14 protein-coding genes and 1 tRNA gene are annotated in these 17,398 nt (G+C 53.5%); 11 read left to right on the top strand and 4 right to left on the bottom strand.

Going from position 1 to position 17,398, the window contains the following annotated elements:
• Positions 1–61 precede the first annotated feature (61 nt).
• From QD228_RS10045 to QD228_RS10030, 4 genes are read left to right on the top strand one after another with little or no spacing between them, the layout of a single operon-like run.
• Entirely contained in the window at positions 62–1,567 is a 1,506-nt protein-coding gene (locus tag QD228_RS10045; protein ID WP_279875492.1) for an ATP-binding protein, read from the top strand.
• Complete coding sequence (locus tag QD228_RS10040; protein ID WP_279875490.1) at positions 1,567–4,314, top strand: Z1 domain-containing protein; 2,748 nt, start codon at positions 1,567–1,569, stop codon at positions 4,312–4,314. Before QD228_RS10045 ends, QD228_RS10040 begins: the two co-directional genes overlap by 1 nt.
• Positions 4,304–5,269 carry a PD-(D/E)XK motif protein gene (locus QD228_RS10035; protein ID WP_279875488.1) on the top strand — a complete coding sequence of 322 codons (966 nt, stop codon included), beginning with the start codon at positions 4,304–4,306 and terminating at the stop codon, positions 5,267–5,269. Before QD228_RS10040 ends, QD228_RS10035 begins: the two co-directional genes overlap by 11 nt.
• Positions 5,262–7,352: an AIPR family protein gene (locus QD228_RS10030; RefSeq protein WP_279875486.1), complete on the top strand. Its 2,091-nt coding sequence runs from the start codon at positions 5,262–5,264 to the stop codon at positions 7,350–7,352. Before QD228_RS10035 ends, QD228_RS10030 begins: the two co-directional genes overlap by 8 nt.
• Before the next feature lie 69 nt (positions 7,353–7,421).
• Here the strand turns inward: QD228_RS10030 and dcm are convergent, their stop codons facing one another.
• Positions 7,422–9,107: a DNA (cytosine-5-)-methyltransferase gene (dcm, locus tag QD228_RS10025; protein ID WP_279875484.1), complete on the bottom strand. Its 1,686-nt coding sequence runs from the start codon at positions 9,105–9,107 to the stop codon at positions 7,422–7,424.
• 44 nt (positions 9,108–9,151) lie between these two features.
• Here dcm and QD228_RS10020 point away from each other — a divergent pair, with 44 nt between their 5' ends.
• Positions 9,152–9,607: a very short patch repair endonuclease gene (locus tag QD228_RS10020; RefSeq protein ID WP_279875482.1), complete on the top strand. Its 456-nt coding sequence runs from the start codon at positions 9,152–9,154 to the stop codon at positions 9,605–9,607.
• Between the two features lie 71 nt (positions 9,608–9,678).
• Here QD228_RS10020 and QD228_RS10015 read toward each other — a convergent pair whose 3' ends face one another.
• Positions 9,679–10,542: a YicC/YloC family endoribonuclease gene (locus QD228_RS10015; protein ID WP_077379895.1), complete on the bottom strand. Its 864-nt coding sequence runs from the start codon at positions 10,540–10,542 to the stop codon at positions 9,679–9,681.
• Between the two features lie 198 nt (positions 10,543–10,740).
• Here QD228_RS10015 and rph point away from each other — a divergent pair, with 198 nt between their 5' ends.
• Positions 10,741–11,487, top strand: a complete 747-nt coding sequence (rph, locus tag QD228_RS10010; RefSeq protein WP_084207725.1) for a ribonuclease PH — start codon at positions 10,741–10,743, stop codon at positions 11,485–11,487.
• 133 nt (positions 11,488–11,620) lie between these two features.
• Here rph and QD228_RS10005 read toward each other — a convergent pair whose 3' ends face one another.
• Positions 11,621–12,388, bottom strand: coding sequence for an exodeoxyribonuclease III (locus QD228_RS10005; RefSeq protein ID WP_077379899.1), 768 nt, complete (start codon positions 12,386–12,388; stop codon positions 11,621–11,623).
• 86 nt (positions 12,389–12,474) lie between these two features.
• On the opposite strand from QD228_RS10005, the gene pyrE reads away from it, so the two are divergent.
• The 4 genes from pyrE to rep all read left to right on the top strand — a co-directional run bounded on the left by pyrE (position 12,475) and on the right by rep (position 16,541).
• Positions 12,475–13,149 (top strand): orotate phosphoribosyltransferase, encoded by a 675-nt coding sequence (pyrE, locus tag QD228_RS10000; protein ID WP_279875481.1) that lies wholly within the window; start codon positions 12,475–12,477, stop codon positions 13,147–13,149.
• Positions 13,150–13,204: 55 nt separating this feature from the next.
• Complete coding sequence (locus tag QD228_RS09995) at positions 13,205–13,765, top strand: YfaZ family outer membrane protein (protein WP_077379903.1); 561 nt, start codon at positions 13,205–13,207, stop codon at positions 13,763–13,765.
• Between the two features lie 145 nt (positions 13,766–13,910).
• Positions 13,911–14,384 (top strand): tRNA (uridine(34)/cytosine(34)/5-carboxymethylaminomethyluridine(34)-2'-O)-methyltransferase TrmL, encoded by a 474-nt coding sequence (trmL, locus tag QD228_RS09990; protein WP_136939531.1) that lies wholly within the window; start codon positions 13,911–13,913, stop codon positions 14,382–14,384.
• 75 nt (positions 14,385–14,459) lie between these two features.
• Positions 14,460–16,541, top strand: coding sequence for a DNA helicase Rep (gene rep, locus QD228_RS09985; RefSeq protein ID WP_077379907.1), 2,082 nt, complete (start codon positions 14,460–14,462; stop codon positions 16,539–16,541).
• Between the two features lie 13 nt (positions 16,542–16,554).
• On the opposite strand, the gene QD228_RS09980 is transcribed toward rep, so the two are convergent.
• Positions 16,555–17,049 carry a c-type cytochrome gene (locus tag QD228_RS09980; RefSeq protein ID WP_279875479.1) on the bottom strand — a complete coding sequence of 165 codons (495 nt, stop codon included), beginning with the start codon at positions 17,047–17,049 and terminating at the stop codon, positions 16,555–16,557.
• 145 nt (positions 17,050–17,194) lie between these two features.
• On the opposite strand from QD228_RS09980, the gene QD228_RS09975 reads away from it, so the two are divergent.
• Positions 17,195–17,271: transfer RNA gene (locus QD228_RS09975), tRNA-Arg, on the top strand.
• The last annotated feature ends 127 nt before the right edge of the window (positions 17,272–17,398 follow it).

Here is a 17,398-nt window from a genome sequence, read left to right as displayed (position 1 = left end):
AGACCAACAGAGTGTTATAAGTTAGGCATATTGTAGATAAACTTTAAGTAGTGGTGGCGATATGTACAAGAAAGAAGAGGCAGGGCAGGTCAGTAGAGAAATCGATACTCCACCGAATGCATCAGCACTGATTGAGGGGCATAGGGATTTTGGCTATGACCTTAAGACTGCGCTTGCAGATGTCATCGACAATTCCATCTCTGCAGGAGCCACAAGCGTCAAGCTGGAAGTAGATACCAGTTCTGATGATCCATGGTTGGCGATCGTGGATAACGGTACTGGCATGTCCGAAGAAGAGCTGATCGAAGCGATGAGATTGGGCTCCAAGAATCCAACCGATGCTAGAGAAAGTGGTGACTTGGGGCGGTTTGGCTTAGGGCTCAAGAGCGCCAGCTTCTCACAATGCCGCTCTTTGACGGTTCTTTCTCGTAAGGAAGGGGTGACTTCCTGTGCACGCTGGGACCTTGATCATGTCGCTAGACGCAATACGTGGGCACTTGAATTACTGGGAAAAGATGCATCATTGCCATGTTGGAGACACCTTGAAGGCTATACCAACGGTACCGTTGTACTATGGGAAAAATTGGATAGGTTGAGTGGTGGACAGGAGCCTGGCACATATAGACAGGAGCATATGAATAGTCAGCTTGCAGATGCAGAAGCTCACTTGAGGCTAGTGTTTCATCGCTTCATGGAGCGATTGGGTCATCGGTTAGTGCTGACATTGAATGGCCGGAAACTTCGTCCTATAGACCCTATGGCAAGTAATCATAAAGCTACTCAAAAAGATCCTGTTGAAACAATTTCGCTATTGAATGGGAATGTCGATGTGCTGTGCCATACACTACCCCACCATGGAAAGTTAAGCCCCGAAGATTGGGAGGAGCTTGGTGGTAGTGAGGGTTACTTGAAGTCTCAAGGGTTCTATATATATCGCGGGGATAGATTGATAATTGCAGGTGGGTGGTTAGGACTGACACGACAGTCAGAGCTGACCAAGCTTTGCCGAGTGCGAGTCGATATTCCAAACTCTATGGACTCTGACTGGAAGATAGATGTCAAAAAGGCGTCAGCGCAATTACCGCCAGCAGTTAGGTCACGGTTGAAAAAGATTGTAGAGCGTTTAGCTAGCACATCCAAGCGTACATATCAGAGTAAAGGTAACAAGCTTGTTGATCGCGAGATGAATCCTATCTGGAATCGAGAAATAAGAGATTCCAATGTTATGTTTAGACCTAATCTTGAACATCCGGTTATCGTTGATTATCTGAAAAAGTTGCCGAAAGATTTTCAAGAAGGTTTCGTTCAGTGCGTAAAGCTACTGGGCATAGGTTTGCCAATTGATACTATATTCATGGAGCTTTCCTCTGGTTCAGATTCATTGAGGAGCGGACCAGAAAAAAGAGATGAATTAAAGGAGGTCATCTATCAGTTATCAGATGTATTGCTTGATGGAGGGGTTGAGATATCGTCCTTGATGAGCGTGGTAAGTAACTACGCTATACCTGGAGTCAGTCAAAGTGAAGTCCGAGATGTTGTAGGCAATTACATACTGGAGAAGAGTTGATGAATAGCAACAAGGGACTGATGTCAGCTGTAGAGGCAACACTCTATGAGACCGGCGAAAAGACTGGTGAAGAGTTGAGGGAGTTCATCGCTGATTTGGCTAAAGTAATAGCGCCGACCATGTCGTATGACGATATCGAAAGTATGGCTCGTGAACTTGAAAGCAAACATGGTGTTAAAGCAGGTCTTGGATCTGTTGTTGATAGTAATGATTTTATAGAATGGCTTGATGATGCCAAGGCCTCCATTGATCCTTTTTATTGGGAAAGGTACAAGAAGTTATTACTTCAAAATGGATTGCCAAAAGATGTTGTAACGGCTACTGATAGAGTAACAGAGAAAATTCTTGGTCGACTAGGCAACCCCCGGGAGCTTACACCATGGGATCGTCGCGGTATGGTCGTAGGTCATGTACAAAGTGGAAAGACAGCTAATTACACCGGTGTTATTTGTAAGGCTGCAGATGCTGGTTATAGATTGATAATTGTTATCGCAGGAATACATAACAATCTTAGGGATCAAACACAGAAACGTATAGATGAGGGCTTTATCGGGCGCGATACAGGAAGCCTGATAGCCAAGGCAAACAAGAAAAAGAAAAGTAGTAATGTAATCGGAGTCGGTAAGTTTGATGCTCGCAACACGCCTGTCAGCCTGACAAACACATTGAAAGATTTCAATAAGGCAACAGCATCCACAAATACTAGCGAAATAGACTCATATAAAGTGCCAGTCGTTTTGGTAATAAAGAAAAACAGTAGTACATTGAAAAACTTGATTGACTGGTTGAAAGAAAATAATAGTGACCGTGGTGATGGTAATATGATTGATCAGCCTATGCTTCTGATAGATGATGAGGCTGATAATGCTTCAATTAATACAAAGTATGGGAAGCGTGAAGTTACCAAAATCAATGGACAAATACGTGATTTATTGAAGACTTTTCATAGATGTTGCTACGTAGGATATACGGCAACTCCGTTTGCAAATATTTTCATTGACCCTGACCACGAAGATGAAATATACAAAGAGGATCTTTTTCCCAAAGACTTCATCATCGGCTTGGATGCACCTAGCAATTACTTTGGCCCTGCCAAAGTGTTTCTGGAAGAAGATGACAAGAATGAAGAGCAAGATGAAGATGTCACAAGTAATAGGATATATGTCAGGGAGATACATGATAATGAATTCCATATTCCGATAAAGCACAAGATAGACCATGACTTCAATATGTTACCAGAGTCGCTGATGATGGCTTTGCGAACATTTCTTTTGGCAAGAACAATCAGAAATTTGAGAGGTCAAGCTGGCCAACATTGCTCGATGTTGGTCAATGCAAGTCGTTTTACAGGTATCCAGGGCAAGATCAGAAATCGGCTACACGAGGCATTGGATCGTATACTGAATGCGATAAGGGTTAGCGCAAGCAAAAACGATGATGCCTTGAACAATATCGAAATAAAATCACTACATGATACATGGGTGGAAGAATACTCTCATCTTGAAGAAACTTGGGAAGAGGTATTGAGTAATCTCTTGGAAAGTGTTGCATCAGCAAAAGTAGTAGAAGTCAATAGTCGTACGAACGAACTCGATTATGAGGCGGCAAGTGATAAAGGAAAAACTCTGATAGCCGTTGGTGGGTTTTCTCTTTCACGAGGCTTGACACTGGAAGGACTGACAGTAACCTGGTTTTTACGTAATACACAGATGTATGACACTTTGATGCAGATGGGGCGTTGGTTCGGTTATAGGAATAAATATGAGGACCTTTGTCGTATCTGGATGCCCGAGGAAGCAATTGGCTGGTATACCTATATCGCCAGTGCGACTATAGAGTTACATGATGAATTGAGGGCCATGCAGGCTCAGAAAGCGACGCCAAGTGAATTTGGCCTTGCAGTACGAAGTCATCCCGCCTCTTTGCTGGTTACGGCTAGAAACAAGTTAGGCTCTGGCAAGAAGATAATGGCTAATATTGGTCTTTCAAATAAATTTACCGAGACAGCTCGCCTTAGTTTGGATAAGAACCATCTGGATCAGAATACTCTTGCTGCAAAGGAATTGGTGTCACAACTGACGAGTGCTCCGGACAGTGATTGGAAATCCGGTTATTTATACAAGGATGTTCCTGTAAATATTATCGATGCTTTTTTGTCCAATTGGAAAAGTATCCTTGTAAATGATCAAACAGATCCAGTGTTAGTCAGAAAATATATAGAATCGAGAAAGGATACAGAGCTATATAAATGGGATGTATTAGTATCTGGAAAGCAGACAGGTTGCACTGAAAGCTTGGTATTAGGAAAGCCAGTTTATCCCATACAGCGGTCGATCAGTACCGAAGACCTGGGCAAAGGGATTATCTCGATTGGTGGGAGCAAGAGAAGAGTTTCAAGCAAGGGTATAGAGAAAGCTGGTGTGGATACTTGCTCAATAAAAGTAGCTGAAGAAAAATACCTAGCACAGGGTAATGGTAATAATTTTCCTGATAAGATATATCGTGAAAAAAGGGTTAAACCGTTACTCATAATTCATTTGATTGATCTCAGATTGAACGTAACCACAATTGATGATTCGCAACATATTTCATTGTTACCGAGCTCACCGGTCGTAGCCTGGAGTATAAGTCTGCCCAAGTCGAGCAGGCCTGATGAGAGAGTTGAATATGTAGTCAACACTACTCGTTTCATTGAGATATTTGGTGAAGAAGAGTTAGGGGATGAGGAGGAAACGGATGAACAATAGTGATCCATGGATGGGGATAAAGCCCGGTGTCATGCGTAGAGTCGACCCTGGCGCTCTACATGAATTCTTCTGGATAATTCTGGAGGATGGGTCGCTGGGGCTGTTGCTTTCTTTTAGCGAGCAACTAGATTCTCGAGTTCGGATGCCAAAATTCAAGAATATCAATGTGCAAATTCGTACCATGGGTGATGGATTTGCCTTGGTGATAGGACTAAAAGATAAGTCGTACAAAAAAATTTTTACCACACTTTGCTTCGATGTTGTAAATGCAGCCAAGCAGTCAGGTACCTCTGAGGAAGCTGTTTCCAAGGCAGTGAAGTGTACTGGTAAATGGCACTATTTCCTCAAGAATGGGGGAGTCAGAGGTCTGACACAAGAAGAGCAAAGAGGACTTGTGGGTGAGCTTGACTTCCTTGTCTACATATCGAATTTGATGAGCCCAAGAAAGGCTATTGAAGCATGGCAAGGCCCTATGGGGTCGGCGAAAGACTTCGAGTTCCCCGGGTTTTGTGTGGAGGTGAAGACTCGAAGGGCGGCCAGTCAGCCTGTTGTATCGATATCCTCAGAGTATCAACTCGAACCTGTTGCAGGCAGCCATCTCTATTTACGTGTTTCCTCGGTAGCCTCTGGGGCTGGTCCAGATGGTATGACATTGCATGAATTAGTAGAGCAGATAGATAAAATATTTCAGACTGATGAAATTACATATGATCTGTGGCAAAACACCATCATTGCAACAGGTTATGATCCTACTAATGACTATGAAGACCGTCATTGGGAACTGGTTGGGAATACAGATTACTTTATTGGCATAGATTTTCCTCGACTAGTGCCACCTTTACCTAAAGGTATAAATCGACTGAGATATAATCTATCGCTAGAAGAGTGCAGTGAATATATTGTTCCAAGAATATATGATCATTTTTTGGAAAAGGAGATTTTAGAAAATGAATGATATATCTGTTTATAGTGAGCAGCTATTGGCTGATGTGCAAAGTGAAGCAGATGCCAAAGGTATTATTGTCTCAGAAGCATTTTTCGAAAAAGTTGGTGATTTCCTCTTGGAGGCCGGGGAGTTATCTGAGGTAGAGCGTGCTTATTTTACAGGAAAGCAGGGATATCAGTATCTTCAGATAGATGGTTATGGCGGGGATCCAAGAAATGATGAGGGTGTTCTAACTGTTATTGTCTGTGACTTCGAGATTGATTATGAAGTAAGAGCGCTGACTAGTGCTAATGCTACTTCGTTATCCAATAGAGCACGCAATTTTGTATCTAGTTGCAAATTTACTGATTTTCTCGATTATATAGAGGAAACAAGCCTAGCGTATGTAGTCGGTGATATGATAAATACTACTTGGTCATCTATTTCCAAAGTTAAGGTAATATTCGTTACTAACGGAGATTATAGGGGGAGGATGGACTCTGGTAGATTAGAGTCAATCGGAGACAAAGAAGTAGAGCTAAGTATATGGGATCTAAAACGACTGAAGGCTTTCGAAGAGCAGGGGCAAAGTAGAGCTGAGCTTGTTATCGACTTTGGTAGTGACTATGGAGGTGCGCTGCCTATATTGCCTATTCCTGTTCAAAATGAAGAATATCCTAGTTACTTGGCAGTTATTCCTGGTGACAAATTAGCGGAGATATACGCTAAATGGGGTGCACGCCTCTTAGAGTCTAATGTCAGAAGTTTTCTACAAGCTCGAAATAAAATTAATAGAGGTATAAGAGATACAATAAAGACAACTCCCGAAATGTTTTTATCCTACAATAATGGTTTGAGTGTTACTGCTGAAAGTGTGAAGGTGAACAAGACAGAAAGCGGTTATGAGTTAGCACAAGCAGAGAATCTTCAGATCGTAAATGGTGGACAAACAACAGCATCGCTTCATGCTGCACTCAAAGACTCCTCGGAGGAATTGAAGCGAGTTCATGTTCAGATGAAGCTTACCATAGTACCGAAAGAGGCGTCTGAAGAAATAGTTCCCAAGATCTCAGAATTTGCCAATAGTCAAAACAAGGTGAATGCTGCAGATTTCTTTGCGAATCACCCATTCCATACTCGAATTGAGCAGTATTCACGTAAAATACTGGCTCCGAGGGGGCTAGATGGGTATATGGATACAAAATGGTTCTATGAAAGAGCCAGGGGACAGTATGCGGATCAACGCAGTAAATTGACGATCGCTCAAAGAAAGGCTTTTGATAATCAACATCCGAAAAGTCAATTCTTTACAAAGACAGACTTGGCAAAGTATGAAAATCTTTGGGCAGAGAAACCACATATTGTAAGCTTGGGGGCACAAAAGAATTTCATTGAGTTTGCGAAAGAAATAGGCAAGCAATGGAAGAGCTATGAGTCTTCCTACAATGATTACTGGTACAAGCAGATGATAGCAAAGGCTATCATTTTCAAGGCCACCGAAAAGCTTGTTTCCAATGCCGAATGGTATGCTGGTGGTTATCGAGCCAATATTGTCGCTTATGCGATCTCAAAACTCGTTTACGATACTAGAAAAACAGGGGGCTGTATTGACCTTGATCTTGTATGGCGCCGCCAAACTTTGACTCCTGAGCTTCGGTTGGCTTTGCTTGCTACTGCTGAACAGGCACAGAAAATCATTACCAATCCCTTGCCTGGCATCAAGAATTACAGTGAATGGGCCAAGAAAGAGGTCTGTTGGCAACATGTGCGCGACTCTACCGTTACTTATACAGCCAAGATTGGAGAATCTCTGATTTCTACAGAGGAAGACAGGGATAACAAGAAATCTGCCCAGTTAGAGAAGCAGTTTGATGATAGTATTGATATGGAACTACACGTTTACAAGATCAGTACCGACTGTTGGGAGGCTGCATATGAGTGGTCTTTGGAATGCGATACAATCACTCTTGGCGAACAGAATTCACTAAGGGCATGTAAGTCGATGCACAAAAGACCACCGTCTCCGAAGCAGTGTAAAGCTGCTCTGTTAGCCTTGGATAAGTTGAAAATGGATGGATTCGAACATAGTGGACTAGCATTGTCTGATGGTTGATCATGATCCATTGATACCGGAGATACTGATGATTAGCAGTATCTCCGGTAATCTGTGCTGACAGATAGTTCAAGCGTTATTGACTGCACTTAAAACTTCAATGACTCTTTCAGCAATCTGTCTTGCCAGCAGCGGTGGCACAGCATTTCCCACTTGGACATATTGTTGTGTCCGGTTTCCCTCAAAGAAATAGTCATCCGGGAATGTCTGGATGCGTGCTGCTTCTCTGACCGTCAGGCTACGGCATTGGAATGGATCCGGGTGGATGAAATAGTGACCATCCTTGGAGATATGACTCGTGATCGTCTTGGATGGCTGGTTTTCGACAACCACTCGGAAGCGATCCGAGAAATTGCCGGATTTCCAATTGGCATGATTGGGTGCCAGGCAATCCAGGTGTATCTCTTCGGAGCCCTTGGGGGCTCTTCCGGTAACCTTTGCATATGCGGAGCAATAGAGATAACGCGCCAGATCTTCCTTGATATGACCACGCGTCTCATGATTCACCCAGATAGGCATCACTTTTCTGTCATAGGCACCATGCAGCCACTCTTCCAGTTGGCTGACTATCGGGCTGGATTTGTAAGCCCCTTCCACCACCATCTGCTTTCGCTCAAGGCGTAGCCCCTTGGCTGCATGACCGGATACGGACTTGATCTCGTCAAGCAGCTCCTCAGCTTGCCTTGAATCAAGTTTTACAGGAGGTTTCTCCTTCAGTTCAGCAATGATTCTTTGCGCGGATTCATGAACCGTTCTGGACCACTCTTCACGTGAATCCTCGCGGCTCAGACCACTGCGCAGTTCAGGCATGCCTGAGTGATAAAGAACCTCTGCAGCAGGCACCGGCTCACCTCCCCTGTGAAGAGGAACCTTGAGCATGCTGGCGATCTTGTCGATCCCCATGCTTTCAACAAGATCATTTCTGACACCCGCCAGAATGACGCGATGACGGGCCTGCGGTATGCCGTATTGCTCTGCCTTTATCAGGAAAGAGGAAAACTCATCTCTTGAAAGAGGGGTAGAGCCAAACCAGCCACTGTTCTCGCGCGGGTAGTGAACCTTGTCATCCACCAGAGAAAAGATGGTGTAGCCCTTCTTCTGCACCGACATCACGGAATCCGCGGTAGTGACCTCTACGGCAGAATCTGGCTCATGTAGATCAGACAGGATCTGGTCAAAGATGTATTCACCATTGACCTTGGATGACAATATCCCGCGAACGTTTTCCATGATGAAGACAGCAGGGCGATGGCGCGCGATGACGGATAGATACTCCTTGTAAAGGAAGTGCCTCTTGTCATCTTCTGCCTTGTATTCCTTGTTGCCCTTGTTTCTGGAGCGCCCGGCAAGGGAGTAGGCCTGGCAGGGCGGCCCACCTATCAGTACCCAGTTTCTCGAATGATCCAGCCCCTGCTCGAGCCTCTCCTCAAGTGCATGATTGCCAGCTTCGCCTCCCAGCTCCAATGACAATGCTTCATGCTCTGCGTGTTCCCAGAGGTCGCGATATTCTTCGAGGCTGGAGGGATGCGGGCCGCCTGTCAGATAATTGAAGTAGACACTCCTGTCCTTTCCGCTATCGAGCAGTTCCCGGAAGAAGGCTCGAAGGGTCAGTGTCTTGTGAGCGGAAGCTTCCTTCTCGACCGAGACGAGTGTCTTGAAGACGCGTTTCTCGTTGTCATCCCGTAGGGAGTTGAATCCTTCACCCAGGCCACCTGGGCCTGCAAAAAGGTCGACCACCTGAATTGAATGGTTCATGGTTCTAAGCCTGAATTGATGCCTGAATGAAGCAGGGGGCTGACATGACTGATGTGGTTGATCCTCAAGTGCGTTCCCGGATGATGGGGGCCATCAAGGGCAAGAATACGAAGCCTGAAATCCAGTTGCGCCAGTATCTGCATGCCCAGGGGTTCCGCTATCGCCTGCACCGACGAGGTCTTCCGGGCTCTCCCGACCTGGTGCTCAAGCGTCACTCACTCGTCATCTTCGTACACGGCTGTTTCTGGCATCGACATGAAAAGTGTTTCTACGCCGCCAGCCCGAAAACGAGGCCTGAGTTCTGGCAACAGAAGTTCGAGGCCAACATGGCCCGCGATGCCAGAGTCCAGAATGAGCTGCGGCAGCTTGGTTGGAGAGTGCTTGTCGTATGGGAATGCGGCTTGAAGCACCTTGATCTTGAGGATCATCAGATTCCAGAGCTGATCCGATCACTGCATGCTGACATGCAATGGCCAGCAATTCCGCCTCGCATGAGGTAATCGGATGCTCGCATGGCGCCCAGCGTGACCAGGAGAATACCAGGTTCGCGGGCGCCCACCAAATGCCAGCTTCACTCGATATTCTGAATCTGCTCACGCATCTGTTCGATCAGTACCTTGAGCTCGACGGCGCAGCGGGTGGTGTCGGCGACGACGGATTTGGAGGAGAGGGTGTTGGCTTCGCGGTTGAGTTCCTGCATCAGGAAGTCGAGGCGGCGGCCGATGGGGCCCTTCTGGGTGAGCTGACGACGGACTTCGCTGACGTGGGTGTCGAGGCGGTCGAGCTCTTCATCGACATCGGCCTTCTGGGCCATCAGGGTCAGTTCGGCTTCCAGGCGTTGCGGGTCGAGGGTGGCGCGAACTTCCTCGAGGCGAGCGAGCAGGGTTTCACGCTGTCGGGCGAGGATGTCCGGCATCAGGCGGCGGACTTCGGCGACGTGGCTGTCGACGCTGTCGAGGCGAGCGGTGATGAGTTCGGCGAGGCGTTCGCCTTCGCGGGCGCGGCCTTCGATATGCTCGTCCAGCGCGCGCTTGAACAGACTCAAGGCATCGGCCTTGATGCGCTCCTGATCGGCACCTTCGCGTACCAGTACGCCGGGATAGTCGAGCAGGGCGAGGCGTGAGGGCTGAGGGGCGTCCGGGCAGTGCTGGCCGACTTCGGCGAGCACGCGACTGAGTTCGCCAAGGCGTCTGGCATCGACGGCGAGGCTGTCGGCACCGGCTTCGGCGTCAAAGCGCAGCGAGAGTTCGACCTTGCCGCGATTGAGGCGCTTGCGCAGGCCTTCGCGGAAGGCGCTTTCGAGTTCGCGCAGGCTGTCGGGCAGGCGGAAGTGCGGTTCCAGATAACGCTGGTTCACCGAGCGCAGTTCCAGTGTCAGGGTGCCGTAGTCGGCTTCATGGGTCTGGCGGCTGAAGGCGGTCATGCTGTGGACCATGACGTGCTCCTTGTCGGTTGGCAGTCGGGAAGAAGGGGCGGAGCATGAAGCGACCGCGCTGATAGCCTGAAGTGTACGCGTGCCGCTCTTGAGCGCCCAGTTATCAGGAGCAGGTCTGGCCCGCGCGGTGCGAAGGTCGTCGCCCGTGGCTGCGGCGTGTAGACTCTGGCCTCCCGAAGACTGCAACAAGGAATCCCCATGAGCGAAGCCAACGTGACCCGTCCCAGTGGCCGCACCCCGGAGCAGCCGCGCGAGATCCGCCTGACCCGTGAGTTCACTCGTCACGCCGAGGGCTCGGTGCTGGTGGAGTTCGGGGATACCCGCGTACTGTGCACCGCCTCTGTCGTGGCGGGCGTGCCGCGCTGGCTGCGCGGTTCCGGCAAGGGCTGGCTGACCGCCGAGTATGGCATGCTGCCGCGCGCGACCCACACCCGCAGTGATCGTGAGGCGGCGCGCGGCAAGCAGGGTGGTCGTACGGTGGAGATCCAGCGTCTGATCGGCCGTGCGCTGCGCGCTGCGGTGGACCTCAAGAAGCTGGGCGAATACACCATCACCATCGACTGCGATGTGCTGCAGGCCGATGGCGGCACGCGTACCGCGGCGATCACCGGTGGCTGTGTGGCGCTGGTCGATGCGCTGCAGGGCCTGCAGCGTGAGCGCAAGATCAAGACCGACCCGCTGGTGAGTCTGGTCAGCGCCGTGTCCGTCGGTATCTACAAGGGCGTGCCGGTCACGGATCTCGACTATCCGGAAGACAGCAAGGCCGATACCGACATGAACGTGGTGATGGCGGAAGGCAAGGGGCTGATCGAGGTGCAGGGCACGGCCGAAGGCGCAGCCTTTGATCGCGCCGAGCTCAACGCGCTGCTGGATCTCGCCGAGCGGACCGGAGCGGAGCTGTTCGCCGCGCAGCGTGCGGCGCTGGGCATGCCCGCCGAGGCCTGAGTCCTTTTTCGGGACCCGACGGAAAACGCCCCCATCGCTTGCGCGGTGGGGGCGTTTTCGTCAGTGCCGGATGGCACATCATGCGACTGGCAGGGTGGCCCGAGGCCGAGCGCTCAAGGCGAGACGCGACGGATCACAGTTCGAGGTCGTACTCGACGATCACCGGTGCGAATTCGCTGAAGGTCGCGTCGGTATCGATCCATGCGTCCTTGATGTGACGACGCAGGTTCGGGTCGATGACCTGATAGTCCAGGCGCCAGCCTTCTTGACGGGCGCGCGGCTGGTCACTGTCCAGCGCCGGCCACCAGGAGTACTGGTGAGCCTCGCGATTGACCTCACGGAAGGCATCGATGAAGCCGATCGGGCCGAAGACCTGATCCATCCAGGCGCGCTCTTCCGGCTTGAAGCCGGGCGTCATCTGGTTGTCGGACCAGTTGGCGAGATCGACGGTCTTGTGGGCCACATGCCAGGTGCCGCAGATCATGTAATCACGACGCTTGCGGCGCAGCTTGCTGAGGTATTCCTGATACTGCTCCATGAAGGCGCCCTTGGCGTCCGGATCACTGCCGTCAGGCATCAGGAAGGAGCAGATGCTGAAGCGGTCGTAATCGGCCTGCAGGTAGCGGCCTTCGTTGTCGCACTGCTCGAAGCCCAGTCCATACATGATGGCCTTGGGAATCTGGCGGCAGTAGAGGCCTACGCCCGAGAAGCCGTCTTTCTCGGCGTCAAGGAAGTAGCCTTCATACCCTTCCGGGTAGAGGATGCTGTCGTCGAGCTCGAAGCTCTTGGCCTTGAGGTTCTGGATGCAGACGACGTCGGCGTCCTGACTGGCAAGCCAGTCGAGGAAGCCGCGGCTGACCGCTTCTCGAATACCATTGACGTTAACTGTAGCGATTTTCATACGTGGTCCCTGGTTCGTCGCGCCTGTATGATACCCGAGCTTTAGACGATTTGGTAAATGGCTAACGAATTCAAAGGTGATATCGGATGCAGGACTACCAGCGGGAGTTCATTGAGTTTGCCATCGAGCAGGACGTGCTGCGGTTTGGCGAGTTTACGCTCAAGTCCGGGCGGGTGAGCCCCTACTTCTTCAATGCTGGCCTGTTCCGCTCCGGTCAGGCGTTGGCGCGCCTGGGCCGTTTCTACGCCCGCGCCATCGTCGACTCGGGTCTGGAGGCCGGCGTGCTGTTCGGCCCTGCCTACAAGGGCATCCCGCTGGGTGCCGTGACGGCCGTCGCGCTGGCCGACCACCATCAGCGCGACATGCCGTTTACCTTCAATCGCAAGGAAGCCAAGACGCATGGTGAAGGCGGCTCGCTGGTCGGCGCGCCCCTGGAAGGCCGCGTGATGATCATCGATGACGTCATCACCGCCGGTACCGCCATCGGCGAGGTGATGGAGATCATCCACGCCGAGCGTGCCAAGGCGGCGGGGGTCGTGATCGCTCTGGACCGTCAGGAGCGTGCTCCGGATGGACAGGGTGGCCTGAAAGCGAACAGTGCCATCCAGGAAGTGGAAGCACGTTTCTCCATGCCCGTGGTCAGTATCGTGACGCTCGACCAGGTGCTGGAGTATCTTGAGCAATACGCACAGCAGGAACTGTCTGGGTACGCGGCAGCTATCCGCGACTATCGTGCGCAGTACGGTCTCCAGAGCGCCTGAGAGCGCTCATGACCCGCGCACACCACATTTCCCAGTCACGTAGAGAGACATGCACATGACAGCTTACCGTAACATTCTCGGCCTTTCGGCAGCTATCCTTGCCGCTAGCCTGTCCGCCCCGGCACTCGCCGGCAACGCCGATCTCAACCTCAACAGTGAAGCCGTCCAGGGCGAGCTGAACGGCGAGATCAGCAACGGCGTCCAGCTCGGCGGCGGTATCCTGTCCAGCGATGACCACGATGATGTCACCGCCGGTCACGTCCAGCTGCTGGGCACCGAGCGCACCAGCGAATACGACGTGGGCCTCGGCGCGCGCTGGAGCCAGTACGACACCGACCACGGTGACGGCGGCGGTCTGGGCCTGGGCGGCTATGGCTACTACTACCTGCCGGGCGCGCCGCGCGTCTCGCTGGGTGGCTATGGCTACGTCACCCCGAACGTCGTGACCAGCGACGAGCTGGAGCACAGCTACGAGTACGGCCTGCGCGCCCGCTACCAGGTCATCGACAACGTCGAAGGCTATGTCGGCTACCGCAAGGTGAAGGCGGACTTCGACAACCGGGACGAGCGCACGCTGGATTCCGGCCCGCTGGTCGGCATGCGTCTGCAGTTCTGATTCCCGCCCTGCGCGACGGATGCGCATTGCGGTAAGATGGCGGGCCCTTCGGGGCCCGCTTTGCGTTGTCCTGGCGGGCGGTGCTGCCATGAGGGGAATGCTGGCCTGCCAACGCCCTGTTTCGTCATCTGCCGCGAGTTCGCTCATGCTCGATATCGTGCTCTATCAGCCCGAGATTCCGCCCAATACCGGCAACATCATCCGCCTGTGCGCCAATACCGGCTTTCGCCTGCATCTGATCGAGCCGCTCGGGTTCGAGCTGGAGGACAAGCGCCTGCGGCGTGCCGGACTCGATTATCATGAGTGGGCACGTGTGCAGCGCCATGCCAGCCTCGAGGCCTTCGTGGCAAGTGTGGCCCCGACGCGGATCTTCGCGCTCTCGACGCGGGGCCGCACCGCGCCGCATGAGGCCAGCTTCCAGGCCGGGGATGCGCTGGTGTTCGGCCCCGAGACGCGCGGCCTGCCACAGGCGATGCTCGACAGTCTCCCCCGCGAGCAGGTATTGCGCCTGCCGATGCTGGCCGACAGCCGCAGCATGAATCTGTCGAATGCCGTCGCCGTCGTCGTCTACGAGAGCTGGCGTCAGCTCGACTTTGCCGGGGCCGTGCAGCTCGATTGAGTGCGCTGCCCGGTCATGCCCGGCACCACCAGAGATGTTTCTTCGATTGATTTCCTCGCCCAGCAGGACACCGTGATGACCGAGATCCGTGATCGCCTCGCCAAGCTCAACCCCCGCCAGCAGGAAGCCGTGCGCGCCATCGATGGCCCCTGTCTGGTACTGGCAGGGGCCGGTTCCGGCAAGACCAGCGTGATCACGACCAAGATCGCCTATCTGGTGCAGGAATGCGGCATGAAGGCACGCAACATCGCCGCCGTGACCTTCACCAACAAGGCGGCGCGCGAGATGAAGGAGCGAGTCGGCAAGATGCTCAAGGGCCGCGAGGGCCACGGGCTGATCGTCTCGACCTTCCACACCCTCGGCCTGACCATCATCCGCGGCGAGCTGAAGACATTGGGCTACAAGCCGGGCTTCTCGCTGTTCGACACCGATGACGCCAAGGTGTTGATCAAGGAGCTGATGCACAAGGAAGCTGACACCGACGCCGAGCAGATCAATGCGGTGCAGAGCCAGATTTCCACCTGGAAGAATGACCTCATCCTGCCCGGGGCGGCGCTGTCGCATGCCGAGGATGAAGACGCCCAGTACGCCGCGGTGATCTACGAGGCCTACAACCGGCATCTCAAGGCCTACAACGCGGTGGACTTCGATGACCTGATCCTGCTGCCGGTGGTGCTGTTCCGTGACCATCCCGAGGTGCTGGCGCGCTGGCAGCGGCGCATCCACTACATGCTGGTCGATGAGTATCAGGACACCAACATCAGTCAGTATCTGCTGGTGAAGATGCTGATGCAGGAGCGTCAGACCTTCACCGTGGTGGGGGACGATGATCAGTCCATCTACGCCTGGCGCGGCGCGCGCCCCGAGAACCTCGTCACCCTCGGCGAGGATTTCCCGCGCCTGAATCTGATCAAGCTGGAGCAGAACTATCGCTCCACCGGCATCATCCTGCGCGCGGCGAACACCCTGATCGCCAACAACCCGCACGTCTACGACAAGACGCTGTGGTCGCAGATGGGCGATGGCGACCCGATCCGCATCATCATGAATCGCAACGAAGAGGCCGAGGCCGAGCGCGTGGCGGGGGAGATCCTGACGCGGCGCATCAAGGAAGGCGCCGAGTGGCGTGATTTCGCGGTGCTCTATCGTGGCAACTTCCAGGCGCGCCTGCTGGAGCTGAAGCTGCAGCACTATCAGATTCCCTACAAGCTCTCCGGCGGCACCTCCTTCTTCGGGCGCAACGAGATCAAGGACGCGATGGCCTATCTGCGTCTGCTGATCAACCCGGCGGACGACAATGCCTTCCTGCGCATCGTCAACGTGCCGCGGCGCGAAGTCGGGCCGGGCACGCTGGAGAAGCTGGCCAACTACGCCACCGGGCGTGGCGTGTCACTCTACGCCGCCTGCAGCGAGATGGGCCTGCGCGAGCAGCTCAGCGAGCGGGCGCTGGACCGCCTCGGCCGCTTCACCCACACGCTGGACCGCGTGCGCCGCGAGATGGATGCTGGTCAGTCGATCAGCGCGATCCGCGAGCTGTTTCATGAAGTGGATTACGAGGGCTGGCTGTATCAGAACGCCAGTGCCCCCAAGATCGCCGAGCGGCGCATGGCCAACGTCTGGATCCTGATCGACCAGCTGGAGAAGTCGATCAGCGGCAATCCCCAGGAGGAGGTGGAAGAGCTTGAGGGCAGCGAGGCGATGGTCGGTGACACCGAGACCGGTGATGTCGCGGCGGCCATCTCACGTCTGGTGCTGCGCGACATTCTCGAGCAGCAGGCCGAGGAGGACGATTCGGACCGTGTGCAGCTGCTGACGCTGCATGCCTCCAAGGGCCTGGAATTCCCGCACGTCTACGTGATGGGGCTGGAGGAAGACCTGTTGCCGCACCGCAACTCCATCGAGATGGAGACGGTGGAGGAGGAGCGTCGCCTCGCCTATGTCGGCATCACGCGGGCACGGCGCACGCTGGTGCTGACACTGGCCCGGCAGCGCAAGACCTATGGCGAGATGATGGACTGTGTGCCGAGTCGCTTCCTGGACGAGCTGCCCCCCGAGGATCTCGAGTGGGAAGGGCGTGCCGACAAGCCGCAGGATCAGGAGAAGAAGGTGGCCCGCGGACGGGATGCCATCGCGGGCCTGCGTTCCCTGCTCGGTTAGTCGCGCTCGAGGGTCAGCGCACGGAGTCGAGCAGATAGTCCACGGCGGCCTTCACTTCCTCATCGGACAGCGCCGGGTTGCCGCCCTTGGCCGGCATCGCATTGAAGCCTTCGATGGCATGGGTGTAAAGCGTCTCGTCGCCCTTGGCGAGACGCGCTTCCCAGTCGCCGGCCTCTCCCAGACGCGGTGCGCCGGCCGCGCCCGTGGTATGGCAGGCCATGCAGATACCGCCGTAGACCTTCTCGCCGTCGATCGCGCTGGGAGCACTGGCGGAGTCACTCTCTGCCGCCGCAGACGGCTGTTGGCCCGCTCCGGCCATGTCACCTGCGCAATTCTCACCTTTCAGGCATAGCTCACCCACCGGCTTGAGGCGCTCGGCGATGGCGTCATGCGAATTGTCCGCGGCGAGCGCCTGTGAACTGACAAGCACGCTGAACAGCATCGCGCTCAGGGAAACCGGCAGGGATGAGCGCGTGAGGAATGACGCGGATGGCTGGCGAGCTTGCATGAGGTGCACCTTTTGAAGGCTGTGTATCGAGCCAGTATAGCGCTGGCCGAGGGGGCGGCAACCGTGTGACGGGCGTGATATCTCGACAACGTAGAATCAAGACGTTACCATAAGCGCGCCTTGGTTCTCCGCAACCATGGCATGCGCGCCCATAGCTCAGCTGGATAGAGTACTGCCCTCCGAAGGCAGGGGTCGCAGGTTCAAATCCTGCTGGGCGCGCCAACGAATTCCGTCATCGGCCGATCGGCAAGATGACATCCGAGAAGCCCTCGCACCTCACGGTGCGGGGGCTTCTTGCATTCTGGCTTGCGTGGACTGTCGTGCAGACTTTCTTTGACGCCATCAAACG

Origin of the sequence: Cobetia sp. 3AK, from assembly GCF_029846335.1 — a bacterium.
In the GTDB taxonomy this organism is placed as follows: Bacteria; Pseudomonadota; Gammaproteobacteria; order Pseudomonadales; family Halomonadaceae; genus Cobetia; species Cobetia marina.
The sequence above is the reverse complement of the archived record's forward strand: the minus strand, read 5'-3'. Positions and strand labels throughout refer to the sequence as shown.

What these genes read in the sequence shown, in the direction of transcription:
- QD228_RS10035 (WP_279875488.1), top strand. Translation starts at nt 4,304, where the DNA reads ATGAACAATAGTGATCCATGGATGGGGATAAAGCCCGGTGTCATGCGT.
- rph (WP_084207725.1), top strand. Translation starts at nt 10,741, where the DNA reads ATGAGCGAAGCCAACGTGACCCGTCCCAGTGGCCGCACCCCGGAGCAG.
- QD228_RS10005 (WP_077379899.1), bottom strand. Translation starts at nt 12,388, where the DNA reads ATGAAAATCGCTACAGTTAACGTCAATGGTATTCGAGAAGCGGTCAGC.
- QD228_RS10020 (WP_279875482.1), top strand. Translation starts at nt 9,152, where the DNA reads ATGACTGATGTGGTTGATCCTCAAGTGCGTTCCCGGATGATGGGGGCC.
- pyrE (WP_279875481.1), top strand. Translation starts at nt 12,475, where the DNA reads ATGCAGGACTACCAGCGGGAGTTCATTGAGTTTGCCATCGAGCAGGAC.
- rep (WP_077379907.1), top strand. Translation starts at nt 14,460, where the DNA reads ATGACCGAGATCCGTGATCGCCTCGCCAAGCTCAACCCCCGCCAGCAG.
- QD228_RS10045 (WP_279875492.1), top strand. Translation starts at nt 62, where the DNA reads ATGTACAAGAAAGAAGAGGCAGGGCAGGTCAGTAGAGAAATCGATACT.
- QD228_RS09995 (WP_077379903.1), top strand. Translation starts at nt 13,205, where the DNA reads ATGACAGCTTACCGTAACATTCTCGGCCTTTCGGCAGCTATCCTTGCC.
- QD228_RS10040 (WP_279875490.1), top strand. Translation starts at nt 1,567, where the DNA reads ATGAATAGCAACAAGGGACTGATGTCAGCTGTAGAGGCAACACTCTAT.
- QD228_RS09980 (WP_279875479.1), bottom strand. Translation starts at nt 17,049, where the DNA reads ATGCAAGCTCGCCAGCCATCCGCGTCATTCCTCACGCGCTCATCCCTG.
- trmL (WP_136939531.1), top strand. Translation starts at nt 13,911, where the DNA reads ATGCTCGATATCGTGCTCTATCAGCCCGAGATTCCGCCCAATACCGGC.
- QD228_RS10015 (WP_077379895.1), bottom strand. Translation starts at nt 10,542, where the DNA reads ATGGTCCACAGCATGACCGCCTTCAGCCGCCAGACCCATGAAGCCGAC.
- QD228_RS10030 (WP_279875486.1), top strand. Translation starts at nt 5,262, where the DNA reads ATGAATGATATATCTGTTTATAGTGAGCAGCTATTGGCTGATGTGCAA.
- dcm (WP_279875484.1), bottom strand. Translation starts at nt 9,107, where the DNA reads ATGAACCATTCAATTCAGGTGGTCGACCTTTTTGCAGGCCCAGGTGGC.